Origin of the sequence: Streptomyces sp. NPDC018693 (assembly GCF_044391385.1) — a bacterium.
Classification (GTDB): domain Bacteria; phylum Actinomycetota; class Actinomycetes; order Streptomycetales; family Streptomycetaceae; genus Streptomyces.
The window spans coordinates 40979-58355 of the sequence record NZ_JBIRZZ010000008.1 but is presented as its reverse complement, the minus strand read 5'-3'; the positions used below and the strand labels follow the sequence as shown (position 1 = coordinate 58355).

General features: G+C 69.8%; 14 protein-coding genes. 9 read left to right on the top strand and 5 right to left on the bottom strand.

Going from position 1 to position 17377, the window contains the following annotated elements; translation table 11 throughout:
• Window positions 1–137 precede the first annotated feature (137 nt).
• Entirely contained in the window at window positions 138–1334 is a 1197-nt protein-coding gene (locus tag ACH5AC_RS21665) for a glycosyltransferase (protein WP_398863619.1), read from the top strand.
• Between the two features lie 68 nt (window positions 1335–1402).
• Here the strand turns inward: ACH5AC_RS21665 and panB are convergent, their stop codons facing one another.
• Window positions 1403–2278 (bottom strand): 3-methyl-2-oxobutanoate hydroxymethyltransferase, encoded by an 876-nt coding sequence (gene panB, locus ACH5AC_RS21660; protein WP_398863618.1) that lies wholly within the window; start codon window positions 2276–2278, stop codon window positions 1403–1405.
• Window positions 2279–2690: 412 nt separating this feature from the next.
• Here panB and ACH5AC_RS21655 point away from each other — a divergent pair, with 412 nt between their 5' ends.
• Window positions 2691–3668, top strand: a complete 978-nt coding sequence (locus tag ACH5AC_RS21655) for an endonuclease/exonuclease/phosphatase family protein (RefSeq protein ID WP_398863900.1) — start codon at window positions 2691–2693, stop codon at window positions 3666–3668.
• Window positions 3665–3814 (top strand): hypothetical protein, encoded by a 150-nt coding sequence (locus tag ACH5AC_RS21650; RefSeq protein WP_398863617.1) that lies wholly within the window; start codon window positions 3665–3667, stop codon window positions 3812–3814. Before ACH5AC_RS21655 ends, ACH5AC_RS21650 begins: the two co-directional genes overlap by 4 nt.
• On the opposite strand, the gene ACH5AC_RS21645 is transcribed toward ACH5AC_RS21650, so the two are convergent.
• From ACH5AC_RS21645 to ACH5AC_RS21635, 3 genes are all read right to left on the bottom strand, one after another.
• The gene (locus tag ACH5AC_RS21645) at window positions 3786–5540 is read right to left on the bottom strand and encodes an NAD+ synthase (RefSeq protein ID WP_398863615.1); all 1755 of its coding nucleotides are present in this window, start codon (window positions 5538–5540) and stop codon (window positions 3786–3788) included. The two genes, ACH5AC_RS21650 and ACH5AC_RS21645, sit on opposite strands and share 29 nt — an antisense overlap.
• An 80-nt stretch (window positions 5541–5620) precedes the next feature.
• The gene (locus ACH5AC_RS21640; protein ID WP_398863614.1) at window positions 5621–6244 is read right to left on the bottom strand and encodes a DUF305 domain-containing protein; all 624 of its coding nucleotides are present in this window, start codon (window positions 6242–6244) and stop codon (window positions 5621–5623) included.
• On the bottom strand, window positions 6241–6912 hold the full coding sequence (locus ACH5AC_RS21635; protein ID WP_398863613.1) for a DUF3105 domain-containing protein: 672 nt from the start codon (window positions 6910–6912) through the stop codon (window positions 6241–6243). The genes ACH5AC_RS21640 and ACH5AC_RS21635 overlap by 4 nt, the downstream gene beginning before the upstream one ends.
• A gap of 152 nt (window positions 6913–7064) precedes the next feature.
• Here ACH5AC_RS21635 and ACH5AC_RS21630 point away from each other — a divergent pair, with 152 nt between their 5' ends.
• Window positions 7065–7502, top strand: a complete 438-nt coding sequence (locus ACH5AC_RS21630) for an RrF2 family transcriptional regulator (protein ID WP_398863612.1) — start codon at window positions 7065–7067, stop codon at window positions 7500–7502.
• A 19-nt stretch (window positions 7503–7521) separates the two neighbouring features.
• On the opposite strand, the gene ACH5AC_RS21625 is transcribed toward ACH5AC_RS21630, so the two are convergent.
• Window positions 7522–8703, bottom strand: coding sequence for a globin domain-containing protein (locus ACH5AC_RS21625; protein WP_398863610.1), 1182 nt, complete (start codon window positions 8701–8703; stop codon window positions 7522–7524).
• Window positions 8704–9024: 321 nt separating this feature from the next.
• On the opposite strand from ACH5AC_RS21625, the gene glnA reads away from it, so the two are divergent.
• From glnA to ACH5AC_RS21600, 5 genes are all read left to right on the top strand, one after another.
• On the top strand, window positions 9025–10386 hold the full coding sequence (gene glnA / locus ACH5AC_RS21620) for a type I glutamate--ammonia ligase (RefSeq protein ID WP_398863609.1): 1362 nt from the start codon (window positions 9025–9027) through the stop codon (window positions 10384–10386).
• A gap of 491 nt (window positions 10387–10877) precedes the next feature.
• Entirely contained in the window at window positions 10878–11108 is a 231-nt protein-coding gene (locus ACH5AC_RS21615; RefSeq protein WP_398863607.1) for a mersacidin/lichenicidin family type 2 lantibiotic, read from the top strand.
• Complete coding sequence (locus ACH5AC_RS21610; protein ID WP_398863606.1) at window positions 11038–14550, top strand: type 2 lanthipeptide synthetase LanM family protein; 3513 nt, start codon at window positions 11038–11040, stop codon at window positions 14548–14550. Before ACH5AC_RS21615 ends, ACH5AC_RS21610 begins: the two co-directional genes overlap by 71 nt.
• The gene (locus ACH5AC_RS21605) at window positions 14535–15107 is read left to right on the top strand and encodes a hypothetical protein (RefSeq protein ID WP_398863605.1); all 573 of its coding nucleotides are present in this window, start codon (window positions 14535–14537) and stop codon (window positions 15105–15107) included. Before ACH5AC_RS21610 ends, ACH5AC_RS21605 begins: the two co-directional genes overlap by 16 nt.
• Window positions 15104–17371 carry a peptidase domain-containing ABC transporter gene (locus ACH5AC_RS21600; RefSeq protein ID WP_398863604.1) on the top strand — a complete coding sequence of 756 codons (2268 nt, stop codon included), beginning with the start codon at window positions 15104–15106 and terminating at the stop codon, window positions 17369–17371. The genes ACH5AC_RS21605 and ACH5AC_RS21600 overlap by 4 nt, the downstream gene beginning before the upstream one ends.
• Window positions 17372–17377: the final 6 nt, after the last annotated feature.

Below are 17377 nucleotides of genomic sequence, written 5' to 3'. Positions count from 1 at the left end.
CGGCGAAAACCAAAGGCAAGGAGACTTCCTCTCCTTGCCGTGCTCAACGTATAGCGCGCCGGGGGGCTTTGCGGCAAGGCCCCCGTCAGGCCGCAGAATCGGCGACCGATGCCAGTACCTGCGGAAACGGGAGTCACATGGTGCGTGTGTTGTTGTCGACGTATGGGTCGCGCGGGGATGTCGAACCGCTGGTGGCGCTCGCGGTGCGGTTACGGGAACTCGGCGCGCGGGTGAGGGTCTGTGCGCCGCCGGACGAGGTCTTCGCCCGGCTGCTGGCCAGGGCGGAGGTGGAACTGGTGCCGGTCGGCAGGCCGATGGGCACCATGACGGCGCCGTCGACGGAGTCGGCGGCCGCCCGGCGTGCGGCCGAGCTGTCCGCGCAGTTCGGCACCGTCGTCGCCGCCGCCGAGGGATGCGACGTCCTGCTGGCGACCGGGCTCGCACACTTCTCCTCGCGGTCGGCGGCCGAGAAGCTCGGTATCCCCTACGTGTACGCGACCTTCTGCCCGTTCCTGCTGCGGTCGCCGCACCAGGCGCCCCCCGCGCTGCTGCCGGGCCAGTCGTTCCCGCCGGAGGTGACCGACAACCGGGAGCTGTGGGACCTGACCGCCCGGACCTTCAACGAGCTGCACGGCGGGGCGCTCAACGCCCACCGGGCCTCGGTCGGCCTGCCGCCGGTGGACGACGTCCACGGTTTCATCTTCACCGACCGGCCGTGGCTGGCGTCGGACCCGGTCCTGGGGCCGTGGCGGGAGACCCCGGAGCTCGACGTCGTGCACACCGGGGCGTGGATCCTGCCGGACGAACGCCCGCTGGCGGACGACCTGCTGGCGTTCCTGGACGCGGGCACACCCCCGGTGTTCGTCGGCTACGGCAGTATGCGCGGCGTCCCGGCGGACATCGCCCGGGTGTCCGTCGAGGCGATCCGCGCGCACGGTCGCCGTGCGCTAGTCGGCCGGGGCTGGGCCGAGCTGGGTCTGATCGACGACCGGGACGACTGTTTCGCCGTCGGCGAGGTCAATCAGCAGGCACTGTTCCGCAGGGTGGCCGCCGTCGTGCACCACGGCGGCGCGGGCACCACGACGACAGCCGCGCAGGCCGGAGCGCCGCAGGTGGTGGTACCCCAGGCGGCGGACCAGCCCTACTGGGCCGCCCGGGTGGCCGCCCTGGGCATCGGCGCGGCACACGACGGCCCGACCCCGACCACCGAGTCCCTCTCAGCCGCCCTCGGTACGGCCCTGCGCCCCGAAACCCTCGCCCGTGCGAGGACGGTGGCCGACGGCATCCGCACCGACGGAGCGGCAGCGGCCGCGAAACTACTGCTCGACAGGTGACCGGCACCGGAAAGGGACAGCCCGCCGATGGGGGAAGTCGGCGGGCTGTCCGTGGTGCGGGTGGTGGATCAGTGGACGGAGTGTTCCTCCTGGGGGAACGTTCCGCCGACGACGTCCTCCGCGAAGGCGCGGGCGGCGCCGGTCATGACCTCGCGCAGGTTCGCGTACTGCTTGACGAACTTCGGGACCCGGCCCGAGGTCAGTCCCAGCATGTCCGTCCAGACGAGGACCTGCGCGTCGGTGTCCGGGCCGGCGCCGATGCCGACCGTCGGGATGTGCAGGACCCGGGTGACCTCGGCCGCCAGCTCCGCCGGGACCAGCTCCAGGACCACCGCGAAGGCGCCGGCGTCCTGCACGGCCTTCGCGTCGCGCAGCAGCTGTGCGGCCGCCTCGTCGCCGCGCCCCTGGACGCGGTAGCCCATGGCGTTGACGGACTGCGGGGTCAGCCCGATGTGGGCCATCACCGGGATGCCGGCCTCCACCAGCAGCCGGATCTGCTCGTACGAGCGCTCGCCGCCCTCCAGCTTGACGGCACCGACCCCGGCGTCCTTCACCAGGCGGGTCGCCGAGCGCAGCGCCTGGACGGGGCCCTCCTGGTACGACCCGAAGGGCAGGTCGCCGACGATCAGGGAGCGCCGGGTGCCTCGGACGACGGCCGCCGACAGCATGGTCATCTGGTCGAGGGTGACGGGGACGGTGGTGTCGTAGCCGAGGTGGCAGTTGCCCGCCGAGTCACCGACGAGGATCACCGGGATGCCGGCCTCGTCGAAGACGGACGCGGTCATCGCGTCGTACGCGGTGAGCATGGGCCACTTCTCGCCGCGCTCCTTGGCGGCGGCGATGTCGCGAACGGTGATGCGGCGGGTGCCCTTCCCCCCGTACAGCGCCCTGCTGCCGTCGGAGGTCTTCTGCGATGCAGTCTGGGCAGCCGAAAGCTGCGTCATTGCAACGGCTCCTTACGTCATCTCGAGGCGCCCTCACGGCGTCCCCGGACCACCCCCCATGGTGGCACTTCGTGCCGGGCAGGGCCAGAGCACGCCCTGTGGGCAAGGCCACCCCCTTCGACCACCCCCGTCGGTTCAACGGACAACCAATTGCAATGTGCACGTTTCGTCACAGACGCCCCGTCAGGAACCGTTGGTGGAACTCCTGACGACGCCCCGCTCGTCCTCGTGCCCGTACGGCCGTCCCCGACGGCAGGAACGAAACCGATCATCCCCTAGGGTCGTACCCCGGGGGACGGACGGTGTGCACGGCAGGCAGTGAGGCGACGGTATGGCGCAGCAGGCGTACATGACGGAGACGGACAACGGCGGCTCGGGTCCCGAGCCTCGGGGAAGCCGGCTTCGGCGCCTGATGGGACGTATCACCGGCCGTCTCGCCGCCGGGTGGCGCGGCGATCCACGGATCTGGCGCCGGGGCATCGCCCTCGCCGCGATCGCGCTGCTGCTGTCCCTGGTGATGCTGCTGCACGCGCGCATCCCCAACCGCTACGGCAACCTCGGCAGCCTCATCGAGACGTTCCTGCCCTGGCTGGGCCTGTTCGTCCCGCTGCTCCTGCTGTGCGCGCTGCTGCGCCGGTCCGCGACCGCGCTGATCGCGACGGTGCTGCCGCTGGCGGTCTGGCTGAACTCCTTCGGCGGGTTGCTCACCGACAAGACCGGCGGCGGCGGCGAACTCACGGTCGCCACCCACAACGTGAACGCCGACAACCCCGACCCGTCCGGCACCGCCCGTGACGTGGCCGCCGCCGGCGCGGACGTGCTCGCCCTGGAGGAGCTGAAGGCGAGCGCCGTACCGACGTACGAGGAGGCGCTGGCGCCGACGTACCGGTACCACGAGGTCGTGGGCACCGTCGGGCTGTGGAGCAAGTACCCGATCAGCGCTGTCCAGGCCGTCGACATCAAGCTGGGCTGGAAGCGCGCGATGCGGGCGACGGTGGCCACCCCCGAGGGCCCGGTCGCGGTGTTCGTCGCGCATCTGCCGTCGGTACGGGTGAAGGCGGAGGCCGGGTTCACCGCCCAGCAGCGCGACAAGAGCGCCGACGCGCTGGGCGAGGCGATCGCCGCCGAGGCGCTGCCGCGCAAGATCCTGCTCGGCGACCTCAACGGCACCATGAACGACCGCGCCCTGAACGCCGTCACCTCGCAGATGCGCTCCACTCAGGGCGCGGCGGGCAGCGGGTTCGGCTTCAGCTGGCCGGTGTCGTTCCCGATGGCCCGGATCGACCAGATCATGGTCAGCGGTGTGGAGCCGGTCACGTCGTGGACCCTGCCGGCGACGGGCAGCGACCATCTGCCCGTCGCGGCGCGGGTGAAGGTCACCGGGTCGTGACCGCCCGGACCGGCGGACCGTCCTACGACACCGACACCGACACCGACACCGACACCGACACCGACACCGACGCCGACGCCGACGCCCGCTCCGTGGATGCCTCCACCGCGCACATGGCTACGCCGTCTCACGCCAGCCGTTGGTGATCGGCAGCCGCCGGTCCTTGCCGAAGCCCTTCGCGGAGATCTTGGTGCCCGGCGGGTACTGGCGCCGCTTGTACTCCGCGGTGTCCACCATCCGCAGCGTCTTCGTCACCAGGTCCCGGTCGAAGCCGGCGGCGACGATCGCGTCGGCGCCCTGGTCCCGGTCGACGTACATTTCGAGGATCGCGTCGAGGACGGGATAGTCCGGCAGGGAGTCCGTGTCGACCTGGCCCGGCCGCAGCTCGGCGCTCGGCGGCTTGGTGATCGAGTTCTCGGGGATCGGCGGGGTCTCGCCGCGCTCCTCGGCCGCCCGGTTGCGCCACTGGGCGAGGCGGAAGATCGACGTCTTGTACACGTCCTTGATGGGGCCGTACGCGCCCACCGAGTCGCCGTACAGCGTCGAGTAGCCCACCGCCAGCTCCGACTTGTTGCCGGGGGCCAGCACGATGTGGCCCTCCTGGTTGGAGATCGCCATCAGCAAAGTGCCCCGCAGCCGGGACTGGAGGTTCTCCTCGGCCAGCCCGGTCAGCTCCGTCGACGCCATGTACGCGTCGAACATCGGCGCGATCGGAACGGTCCGGAAGTTCAGCCCCGTGCGGCGGGCCAGCTCCGCCGCGTCGCCCCTGGAGTGCTCCGAGGAGTACTTCGACGGCATCGACACGCCGTACACGTGCTCCGCGCCCACCGCGTCGCAGGCGATCGCCGCGACCAGCGCGGAGTCGATGCCGCCGGACAGGCCGATGAGGACCGACCGGAAGCCGTTCTTCCGCACGTACGCCCGCAGGCCGACGACCAGCGCCGAGTAGACCTCCTCGTCGTCGTCGAGCCGTTCCGCGTAGCCGCCGGTGTGCTCCGGCTCGTACGCCGGCACCGGGTCCTCGGACAGCACCACCCGGTCGATGCGCAGACCGTCGTCGACCACACCCATGGGCGCGTCCTGCTCCGCCGCCGGCAGGTCCAGGTCCAGGACCACACAGCCCTCGGAGAACTGCGGCGCCCGCGCCACGACCTCGCCGCCGGAGTCGACCACGATCGAGTCGCCGTCGAAGACCAGCTCGTCCTGGCCGCCGATCATCGCCAGGTAGGCGGTGGTGCACCCGGCCTCCTGGGCACGCTTGCGCACCAGCTCCAGCCGGGTGTCGTCCTTGTTGCGCTCGTACGGGGAGGCGTTGATGGAGATCAGCAGGCCGGCCCGCGCCGACCGTGCCGCCGGGACGCGGCCGCCGTCCTGCCAGAGGTCCTCGCAGATCGCCAGGGCCACGTCGACGCCGCGCACCCGCAGCACCGGCATGGTGTCGCCGGGCACGAAGTAGCGGAACTCGTCGAAGACGCCGTAGTTGGGGAGGTGGTGCTTGGCGTACGTCAGGACCACCTCGCCGCCGTGCAGCACCGCGCCCGCGTTCTGCGGGGCGCCGGCCGGCTGGCCGTACTTCGGCTGGGCGGTCTCGGACCGGTCGAGGTAGCCGACGATCACCGGCAGCTCGCCGAGACCCTCGTCGGCGAGGCGCGCGGCGAGGGAGCGCAGGGCCGCGCGGGACGCCTCGACGAAGGACGGGCGCAGGGCCAGGTCCTCGACGGGGTAGCCGGTCAGCGCCATCTCCGGGAACGCCACGAGATGCGCTCCCTGCTCGGCGGAGTGCCGGGTCCAGCGGAGGATCGTCTCGGTGTTGCCGGCGAGGTCGCCGACGCGCGAGTCGATCTGGTTCAGGGCGAGGCGAAGTTGAGGCACCCGTTCAGTGTAATCGTCAGAGCGACGCAATGGGGGTGCCGTGGGGTGTGGTCCACCCCACGCCGTCCCAGCCGCCGGTCCTACGACCGCGCCTGCGCGCCCCGCTTCTCCAGCATGCCCTTCATCAGCGCGATCTCCGACTCCTGCCCGTTGACCATGCCCTGGGCGAGCCGCTTCTCCACGCCGACCGTGCACTTGGCGACACAGCCCTCGGCCATGTGAATGCCGCCCTTGTGATGGTCGGTCATCAACTGGAGGAAGAAGACCTCGGCCGCCTTGCCGCTGAGCCCCTCCAGCTTCTTCATCTCGGTGTTCGTGGCCATGCCCGGCATCAGCGCGCCGTCCTCGCCGGAGGCCGCGCCTCCCATGCCCATCCAGGCCATCGGCGGCTCGGAGGACACCTTGGGCAGTCCCCACAGGTCGAGCCAGCCCAGCATCATGCCGCGCTGGTTGGCCTGGGTCTGTGCGATGTCGTAGGCGAGGCGCCGCACCTCCACGTCGTCGGTGCGGTCGCGCACGAGGTACGCCATCTCGACGGCCTGCTGGTGGTGCACGGCCATGTCCCGGGCGAACCCGGCGTCCGCCGAGCCCGCCGACGGCACGGTGGCCGAGCCGCCGTCCTCGGCGACCGCGTAGGTGATCGCACCGCCCGCGACCAGAACCGCCGCGGCGGCGCCCGCGACCCAGCCGATGTGCTTCCTCACTTCATCGTCCCGCCCGTGCACGAGGCACCCGGCTCGGGGGTCTGCTCACCCTGGACGTACTTCTCGAAGAACTTGTCGACGTTCGGGTCGCTCGCACCCGTCACCGTGCGCTGCGCGCCCCACGCCGTCATCATGATCGGGTCGGTCTGCTTGTCGTCCGGGCTCATGAACGTGTACGGCGTGCTCTTCACCTTGGCCGCGAGCGCCTCCACGTCGGCCTTGGGCGCCGCGCTGGTGTACGTCACCCACACCGCGCCGTGCTCCAGCGAGTGCACCGCGTTCTCGTTCTTCACGGGCTCGGTGTAGACGTCGCCGTTGCAGTTGAGCCAGACCGGGTGGTGGTCGCCGCCGACCGGGGGCTCGACCGGGTAGTCCACCGACTTGGTGACATGGGTCTGGGACAGTTTGCCCTTCCACGTCCGCACGCCGTCCGTGCCGGTGGTGAAGTTCTCCGCCACCGACTTGGCGTCCGCCACCGTCTTCGACCCGTCGTCGTCCGACTGCGAGCGCACCAGGAAGACACCGCCGACGACGAGCCCCGCGACCACCACCACGCTCGCCGCGACGGTGAGGATCCGGTTGCGCCGGTCGCGCGCCTTCTCGGCACGGCGCATCTCCTCTATGCGCGCCTTGCGCGCGGGGTTGCTGCTGTTGTTGGCGGAACCCATGGTCAGTCCTTCTGGGGAAAAGGGGCTGGGACGGCGGGACGTGCGTGACGTTCGGGTCCGCTGATCGTAGTGGGACGGCGGAAGATCCCCTAGGGCGCGGTGGCTGAAACGATTTTTTGAAGCGGAGATGCGCATTATTTACGCTGCTTCTCATGCGGCTGCTGCGCTCCACCGACCTGGCCCTGCGGATCCTCATGCGGCTCGCCGCCGTCGAGGCCGGGGCCACCCCTGCCACGCGCGAGGTCGCCGAGGACATGGGCGTGCCGTACACACACGCGGCGAAGGTCGTCGCCGAACTCCAGCACATGGGCCTGGTCGACGCCCGCCGGGGCCGGGGCGGCGGCCTCTCGCTCAGCGAGCGGGGGCGCACCGCCTCCGTGGGGGCCGTGGTGCGCGCCTTCGAGGGCGATACGGAGGTCGTCGAGTGCGAGGGCGAGACCCCGTGCCCGCTCAGCCCCGGCTGCCGGCTGCGCGGCGCGCTGCGGCGGGCCCAGGAGGCGTTCTACGCCTCCCTGGACCCGCTCACGATCGCCGACGTGACGGCCGACCCCACGGGGCCGCTGCTGCTGCAGATCAGGCGCGTTCCCTAGGCGGGTTCCCCGGGCGCTTTCACTGGCCCAGCCACAGGTCCGGCCCGAACACCTCGTAGTGGATGTCGGCCGGGGCCACGCCCTTGGCGATCAGCTGGCCGCGCACCGCCCGCATGAACGGCAGCGGACCGCACAGGTACGCGCGCGTGCCGGGCACGACCGCCACCTCGGCCAGGTCGACCAGGCCGCCGTGGGCGCTCAGGGGCGCGTCCTCCTCGTACCAGAGGTGGACGTCGGCCTGCGGGAGCTTCGCCGCGTACGCCAGGTGCTCGGCGCGCAGGGCGTGCGCGGCGGGGGAGCGGTCGCCGTGGACGACGGTGACCGGGGCGTGGTGTCCGCCGTCGGCGAGCTGGGCCAGCATCGCCACCATGGGCGTCACCCCGATGCCCGCCGAGGCCAGCAGCAGGGGCGTGTCGGCGGCGTCGTCGAGGACCAGGTCGCCGTACGGGTCCGACAGCTGGACCGTGTCGCCCTCGTGCACGCGCGCGTGCAGGTGGTGGGAGACCTCGCCCTCCGGTGTCGTGCCGCCGTGGACGCGCTTGACGCTGATCTGCCGTACGGAGGAGCCGGGGGCGCCGGTGAGGCTGTACTGCCGGATCTGCCGGGCGCCGTCCGGGAGGCGGACGCCGACGGACACGTACTGGCCGGCGCGGAAGTCGCGCACCGGGCCGCCGTCCACCGGGCGCAGCCGGAAGGTGACCACGTCGTCGGTCTCGGCGACCCGCTCGACGACCTCCCAGTCCCGCCACTCGAAGCCGCCGCGCTCGTCGTACAGCCGCTTCTCCAGGGCGATCAGGGCGTTCGCCATCAGCCAGTACACCTCGTCCCAGGCGGCGGCGACCTCCGGGGTGACGGCCTCGCCGAGGACGTCGACGATCGCGGCGAAGAGGTGCTCGTGGACGATCGGGTACTGCTCGGCGGTGACGCCGAGGGAGGCGTGCTTGTGCGCGATACGGCCGAGCATCGCGTCCGGGCGCTCGTCCGGGTGCTCCACGAGGTACGTGGCGAAGGCGGCGATGGACCCCGCCAGGGCCTGCTTCTGGGTGCCGGCCGCCTGGTTGCCGCGGTTGAACAGGTCGCGCAGCAGCTCGGGGCGGGCGGCGAACATGCGCGGATAGAAGCGCTCGGTGATCTCGCCTATCGCCGCCCCGACGACGGGGAGGGTGGCACGGACGGTGGCAGCGGACTGCTCGGACAGCATCAGGGCTCCTCGGGACTCGACTGACTGTCGGCATCCATTAAAACTTGCATCTGGGATACCAATTAACGCGGGGTGGGTCCGATGGGGGTCCGGCGTGCTTTTGAGGCAGGGCCGGGCATTACGGATGTCGGTCCGAGCAGGCAAGATGGGCGGCAGAGCGGTACACCTGCCGTACGCGGGGCGTTCACACCGGGGTCGGTCGGCCGATCATGGTCCGCAACGCGCATGAAATGCTGTTGTGGTGGGATGCTCAGGTGCCCGACCGCCTCCCGACGGTTGCGGAGACAGGCGGCCTGACCAGCAAGGATGGGGAAGCGGAAGATGGACAAGCAGCAGGAGTTCGTGCTCCGGACGTTGGAGGAGCGCGACATCCGGTTCGTACGCCTGTGGTTCACGGACGTGCTGGGCTTCCTCAAGTCCGTCGCCGTGGCCCCGGCCGAGCTCGAGCAGGCGTTCGACGAGGGCATCGGCTTCGACGGCTCGGCGATCGAGGGCTTCGCCCGGGTCTACGAGTCCGACATGATCGCCAAGCCCGACCCGTCCACCTTCCAGATCCTGCCCTGGCGCGCCGAGGCCCCCGGCACCGCCCGCATGTTCTGCGACATCCTCATGCCGGACGGGTCGCCCTCGTTCGCCGACCCCCGATACGTACTGAAGCGCGCCCTGGCCCGCGCCTCCGACCTGGGCTTCACCTTCTACACCCACCCCGAGATCGAGTTCTTCCTGCTGAAGGACCGCCCGCTGGACGGCTCCCGGCCGACCCCCGCCGACAACTCCGGCTACTTCGACCACACCCCGCAGAACATCGGCATGGACTTCCGCCGCCAGGCGATCACCATGCTGGAGTCGATGGGCATCTCGGTCGAGTTCTCCCACCACGAGGGCGCGCCGGGCCAGCAGGAGATCGACCTCCGCTACGCCGACGCGCTGTCCACCGCGGACAACGTGATGACGTTCCGCCTGGTCATGAAGCAGGTCGCGCTGGAGCAGGGGGTCCAGGCGACCTTCATGCCGAAGCCGTTCAGCGAGCACCCCGGCAGCGGTATGCACACCCACCTGTCCCTCTTCGAGGGCGACCGCAACGCGTTCTACGAGTCCGGCGCCGAGTACCAGCTCTCCAAGGTCGGCCGGTCCTTCATCGCCGGCCTGCTGCGGCACGCGGCGGAGATCTCCGCGGTCACCAACCAGTGGGTCAACTCGTACAAGCGCATCTGGGGCGGCACCGAGCGCACGGCAGGCGCCGGTGGCGAGGCCCCCTCCTACATCTGCTGGGGCCACAACAACCGCTCCGCGCTCGTCCGCGTCCCGATGTACAAGCCCGGCAAGACCGGCTCGGCGCGCGTCGAGGTCCGCTCCCTCGACTCCGGCGCGAACCCCTATCTGGCCTACGCGGTGCTGCTGGCCGCCGGCCTCAAGGGCATCGAGGAGGGCTACGAGCTCCCTCCGGGTGCCGAGGACGACGTCTGGGCCCTCTCCGACGCGGAGCGCCGCGCGATGGGCATCGAGCCGCTGCCCCAGAACCTCGGCGAGGCCCTCACCCTGATGGAACGCAGCGACCTGGTCGCCGAGACCCTCGGCGAGCACGTCTTCGACTTCTTCCTCCGCAACAAGCGCCAGGAGTGGGAGGAGTACCGCTCCGAGGTGACGGCGTTCGAGCTGCGCAAGAACCTGCCGGTGCTGTAGGCGCAGGTCTGAGCGGGTTTCCCGCTGGTCAGGCGGAGGGGGCCGACGGTCGCGGACCGTCGGCCCCGCGGACCGTGCCGCCGGCGCCCGAACAGCCCTAGCCGGCCCAGCACTTGATGCCGGCTTCATGTCGTGCTTCTGTGCTCGCCGGCCGTCTTGACATGCCGTGGAGGCGAGAGTAAGGCTGGACATACAGGTGTTTGTCCACCCAATACCCCGCAGAGCGGGCGGGCCCTCCCCGTACAGGGAGTCAAAGGCCGATGCCGCTCGTGGCATCTGCGTTCCGTCATTCTCGGTGAGCGGTGCACGCATTTCCGATTTTCAAAGGTGCTGACGCGCAACGTCGTGGTCGCTCTCTGGTGATGCCCGACCAGGTCATGTTCTTGGTTCTGTGTTCCGTCCGTTCTTCTGGGGTTGCTGCCTTGGGGTCTTGAGCGGTGAACCCCACGGCAAGAGGAAGACGGAAGAGGGGGAAATCAAGGAGCGCATCCATGGATCTCCACAAGATCGTCCGGGCCTGGGAGGACCGGGAGTACCGCAGCGGCCTGAGCGCCGCGGAGTTGGCCGACCTGCCGGACAACCCGGCGGGCGTCATAGAGCTGACCGACGCCGAACTGGGTCACGTCATGGGCGGCGCCCAGAGCGGCAACAGTGTCGGCTGTAACACGAAGACCTGCACGCGCGGCAACTCGGGGAACCCCTGCCGCGACTGCCAGACCTAGCCGTCCGCGAGGCGAGGGCTGCCAGACGCCGTCCAGCAGCCCTCGTCGGCGTGCCGAGCCGAGCAGCGGGGGTGGACGTCGAGGGAGCCGCTGGGTCATGAGATCGGACGAGGTGTGGCAGGCAGCTGACTGGTACCGGGCGTTTCCCCTCTCCGAACGCGATGGCACACGCAGTGCCCGCGGGACGGGGCCGCCGCTCGTCTCGGACCTCGCCCTTGAGGGAGCGCGGGGTCGTCTGCGTGCTTGGAAGAGCCAGAAGCCCTTCGAGCAGGAGCAGCTGTTCGCCCGGCGGCTGGGGCTCGACTCGCTCTCCGAAAATGATCTGCTGGCTCTGCTGGCGGAGCCCGCGGCGAGTCTGAAAGCCCGTATCCCGAGCGACCCTGACTGGCTGATCGTTCTCCGGCAGGCGTTTACGCACCCGGACGGCGCCGAGAAGCTGGCGCCGCTGCTCGAGAAAGCCGAGGCCGATCACCCTCTTGCCGGTTGCCTGCCCGCGATCAGCCCTCTTCTCGGGCACTTTCTTGGCCGTCTGCAGGAAAGGGTGAGCAGGCTACGGAGGGCAGTCGAGCCCTTTCCCCTCGAAATGGGAACGCTCCCAGGCATTTTCCTGAGAAATCTCACATCCCTCGTCCTCTTCCAGATCAGCAAACCGCTCCTGGTCGAGCTGCATATCGCACGCCTGGAAGGACGTTTGAGGGGCGAAACACCGGAGGAACGCTTCGAGGACTTCATCCGGCGGCTCGGTCACGAAGGCTGGATCGTGGGGCTCCTCGCCAAGTACCCGGTGCTCGCACGCCAACTGGTGCTCACCACACAACAGTGGGCCGATTACCTCTACGAGTTCCTGACGCATCTGTGCGCGGACTGGCAGTCCATCCGTACGACTTTCGCCCCGGTCGGCGATCCAGGACCGCTGGTCGACGTGGAGGCCGAGAAGGGTGACCGGCATCGCCGCGGCCGCAGCGTGCTCCTGCTGCGGTTCGGCTCGGGGACGAAGTTGCTGTACAAGCCGAGGTCGCTGGGTGTGGACGTGCACTTCCAGGAGTTGCTGGCCTGGTTGAACGACCGAGGAGCCGAGCCCCGCCTGCGGCCCATGAAGCTGATCGACTGCGGCGACCACGGCTGGTCGGAATTCGTCGAGGCGGCCTCCTGCACGTGCGAGGAGGAGGTCGTGCGTTTCTACGAGCGTCAGGGAAGCTACCTGGCGCTCCTGTACGTCCTGGACGCCACCGACCTGCACAACGAGAACCTGGTTGCCGCAGGTGAGCATCCGATGCTCGTGGACCTGGAGGCGCTGTTCCACCCCCGTGTCCATCCCGAGGGACCGGCCGCGGCGAACCTTGCGGTGAGAGCACTGGATCATTCCGTGTGGGGGGTCGGGCTGTTGCCGCGGCGCGTGTGGGCCGACGAGCATTCCATCGGCGTGGACATGAGCGGCCTGGGCGGGCAGGCGGGGCAGATGAACCCGCATCGGCTTGTCAGTTGGGAAAGAGCGGGGACGGACGAGATGCGGGTGGGCCGGCGGCGTGCCGAGCTGCCCGTGAGCGACAACCAGCCCCGTCTGGGCGACCGGGAAGTCGAGGTCTCGGAGTACAAGGACGCCGTGCTCACAGGCTTCACCAGGATGTACCGTCTGCTCCTGGAGAACAGGGCGGCTCTGTTGTCGCAACAGCTCCCGCGCTTCGCGCATGACGAGACACGCGCCGTCATCCGCTCGACCAACGTCTACGGCCTTCTCTGGTACGAGAGCTTCCATCCGGATCTGCTGCGTGACGCACTCGAACGTGACCGCTTCTTCGATCACCTGTGGACCGAAGCAGCGCAGCGTCCCGGTCTCGTCCCGCTCATCCCGGCGGAGCAGCAGGATCTGTCGCACGGTGACATCCCGCTGTTCCGCACCTGCCCAGGCGGCCAGGCGATCCTCACAACGGAGGGGGAGCGCCTCGAGGACTTCTTCGACGGCGCCAGCCTCGAACTGGTCCGGAAGCGGGTGGAGCAGCTCGGCGAGGACGACCTGGCCAAGCAGAGCTGGATCATCAAGGCGTCGCTCGCCACGCTGCTCATGGACCCCGAGGACAGGAACAACCGGCCGGCACAGGCTCCGTCGGCGAACCGTCCTTCACCGGTGACCCGGCGGGTGCAGCGACAACAGCTGCTGGCACTGGCGAGCGCCGTCGGGAGGCGTCTCGACGAGCTCTCCCTCCAGAACGAAGACGGCGCCTACTGGCTCGGCGTGGGCCCTCTGGACGAATCGACCTGGGGCCTCCTCCCCGCGGGCAGCGATCTCTACTCCGGGACCAGCGGAATCGCGCTCTTCCTGGGCTACCTGGGGGCGATCACCGGCGAGCCCTCCGCCACGCTGCTCGCACGCCGGGCCCTGACCGCGGCACGATTCCAAGGAAGAGAGTGGCTCCGGGAGCAGATGGACGCGGATGAATCCCCGACCACGGTCGGCGCGTTCGACGGCCTGGCCTCGGTCGGCCACGCCCTGACGAACCTGGGCGTCCTGTGGGCCGAGCGGGACCTCCTCGACGAGGCGGCCGAACTGGTCGAGAAGCTGCCCTCGCTCATCTCCAGGGACCGTTCGCTGGATGTGATCCACGGTTCGGCCGGGTGCCTCCTCTCGCTGCTCAGCCTGCACACGGTCCGTCCCTCGCCGCGCACCTTGGACGTGGCGATCCGCTGCGGCGAACGGCTCCTGGCCACGGCTCGGCCCGTGCATCGAGGGATCGCCTGGACGACGCTCGAGGATCAGCCGCCGCTGGGCGGGTTCTCGCACGGCACCGCCGGCATCGCGCTGAGCCTGCTGCAGCTCGCTGACCGCAGCGGCGAGGACCGCTTCCGGCAAGCTGCCCTCAGCGCTCTCGGCTACGACCGCAGCCTCTTCGTTCCCGACCTGAACAACTGGGCCGACCTGCGTGTCTTCCCGCCCCGGACCATCGAGGCCGACCCGTTCGACCCGGCCGCCGGACCACCTGCGAAGAGCATGGTGGCCTGGTGCCACGGCGCCCCGGGGATCGGCCTGGCGCGCCTCGCCGCCCTGGACCAGCTGGCCGACACGACGACACGGGACGAGATCGACATCGCCCTGAGCGCCACGAAGCAGTACGGCTTCGCCATGGGCCACTCGCTCTGCCACGGCGCGCTCGGGAACCTCGAGCTTCTCCTGGCGGCGGCGCGGATGCTGGACAGACCTGAGGACCATGACGCCCTCGAACGAGCGACGGCGTCGGTCGTGGCGAGCATCGAGACCAACGGCTTCCTCACGGGAGTGCCCCTCGGGGTGGAGACGCCCGGACTCATGACCGGACTCGCGGGGATCGGGTACCAGCTGCTCCGGCTGGCCGAGCCCGACAAAGTGCCGTCCGTTCTCCTCCTGGCACCTCCACGGTGGCAAGCGCGGGGTGAGAGAAGGGATCTCTGGTCGTGGCCCAGCGGGTGATCTTCCGGGAGAACGCCATCCAGTCCTACCGGCGAGGCACGGCGAAGGACATCGTGCCTCGCCTCACCATGCGGCCGGTCATCGTCTGCCTGTGGCTGTTGCTGGCGGTGCTGATCGCCGCCGCGGCACTGTCCTGGTCGATACGGGTGCCGGCCTACGTCAGTGCCCAGGGCACGATCCTCCGGGACGGTGCCGGGGCGGGACCGAGCGGCGGAACGACCGCGGCCCTGTTCCTGCCGGCGGATCAGTCGGTGGACGTGCGCGTCGGCCAGCCGGTCCAAGGTCTGATCGGCTCTTCGGGTCCGTCCGCCTCGGGCACGGTCGTCAGGGTCGAGCCGGGCGTGACGAGCCCGGACTCGGCGCGGGCGACCTACGGATTCGAGCCCACGGCCGATACCGTTCGGCAGCCCTGGAAAGTCGTGATCGTGCGGCTCGAACAGTCGCTGCCACCGGCCACCTATGACGGGAGCTCCCTGACCGCTCGGCTCCAGACCGGGTCGCAGCGGCTCCTGTCGTTCTTCCCCGGACTGGGCGACGCCGCCGGCGGTGCCTCATGACGAACCTGTTTGCCCTGTTCCGCACCGGAACCGGCAGGACCCGCACAGCACACCGCAGGAGAGTTCCCGAAGTCAGACAGATGAGTGAGGTGGAATGCGGCCTCGCCTGCCTGACGATGGTGCTCAACTACTACGGCTGCGGGATCGCCCTGTCGGAGATGCGGGCACGCTACGGTGTCGGCCGCGACGGCCTCTCCGCGCTGGAGATCGTCAGGGCCGCACGCGACCACGGAATGCGGGTGAGGACCGTCTCGCTGCCGCGGAACGACCTCCGTTTCGTGGCACTCCCCGCGATCGTCCACTGGGAGTTCACCCACTTCCTCGTCGCCGAACGGTGGACGGGCAAGTACGTCGATGCGGTGGACCCCGCCCGAGGGCGCTGCCGGCTGACGAGGGACGAGTTCGACGCCGGGTTCACGGGGGTCGTCATCCTCCTCGAACCGGGCGTGGCCTTCGACCGTCGTCCGGCCGTTCCCCACCGCGCGACCTTCCGTGCACTCGCCCTGCGGTACCTGCGTCAGGCGCCCGGGACATCTCTGCAGCTGCTCGGGATCTCCCTGCTGCTGATCCTGTTCGGGCTGGTCGTGCCGATCCTGACCAAGGTGGTGCTGGACCAGATCCTCCCCTTCCGGATGAGCGACGTCATGCCGGTCCTGGCGATCGGCATCGCGGCGATCTTCGTCGCCCAGACCGTCGCGACACTGCTGCGGGAATGGCTGTTGGTGCACCTACGGGCGCGTATCGACGTCAGCATGATGCTCGGCTTCGTCGAGCACCTTCTCGAACTGCCCTACAAATACTTCCAGCAGCGGTCGACCGGTGATCTGCTGTCCCGGGTGGCCAGCAACGCCATGCTGCGCGAACTGCTGAGCAACCAGCTCCTGTCCAGCGTCATGGACAGCGGGCTGGTGATGTTCTACCTGCTCCTCCTGTTCTGGCAGTCCCCGCCGTTCGGCGCGCTCACGCTCGGCGTCGGCCTGCTGGGGGCGGTGGTCCTCATGATCAGCAACGGCCCCGTCAGCAGGTTGGCGGGCCGAGAGCTGACCGCCTTCGGAAAGTCCCAGGGATATCTGGGCGAAGCGATGGTCGGCATGGGCACGCTGAAGGCGGCCGGCGCCGAAGAACAGGCATTCGGCCGCTGGTCGAACCTGTTCTTCGACCACCTCAACATCTCGCTGCGCCAGAACTATGTTTCCGGCGCCGTGGCCTCGATCCTCGGGTCCCTGCCCCTGTTCGGTCAGCTCGGGTTGCTGTGGGTGGGTGCCACCCAGGTCCTCAACGGATCGATCAGTGTCGGCACGATGGTGGCGCTCCTTGCCCTGGCCGCAGCTTTCTTCGCTCCGCTCACCGCGCTCGTGGACAGCGCCCAGCAGTTCCAGCTCGTCAGCGCCAACCTCGACCGCATACGTGACGTGACCGAGGCCGAGCCGGAGCAGCAGCGGCAGGCGGCACGACCGGCCCCCCGGCTGTCGGGGCACCTGAGGGTGGACAACGTCGGTTTCCGCTACGCGGAGACGGGCCCCCAGGTGCTGCGGGACGTCACCCTGACCGCACGGCCCGGAGAGAGGATCGCGCTCGTCGGGCTCTCCGGTTCGGGCAAGAGCACGCTGGGGAAACTGCTGCTCGGACTCTACGTCCCCACCGAGGGAGACATCCTCTACGACGGCGTCTCACTGCGGGATGTCAACCTTCAGGAGCTGAGACGCCAGCTCGGCGTCGTCCTTCAGGAGAGCGCCCTGTTCAGCGGGTCGATATGGTCCAACATCGCCCTCAGCAACCCACTGATCAAGCGCGAGCGAGTGGAAGCGGCCGCCCAGCTGGCCGCGATACACGACGACATCATGGCCATGCCGATGCAGTACGACACCTTCGTCTCCGAGGGCGGGAGCGCCCTGTCCGGCGGTCAGCGACAGCGCCTGGCCATAGCACGAGCGATCGCTCACAAACCGGCGATCATCATGCTCGACGAGGCCACGAGCCATCTGGACGTCGAGACCGAGCGGAAGGTCGCGGAGAACCTGCGCGGCCTGGCCTGTACCCAGATCATCATCGCGCACCGCTTGAGCACGATCCGCGACGCCGACACCATCCTGGTGCTCGACCAGGGAACCATCGTGGAGCGGGGGAGCCATCAGGACCTGCTCCGGCGCGCCGGTCACTACGCGAGACTCGTGGGCCAGCAGCTGGAGTCCCGGGAAGAGGCACGGCCGCGCCCCGGTGCCGCTGACGGGACGACGAGGCCGGGGCCGGCCGCGGCAGGCTGACGGCAG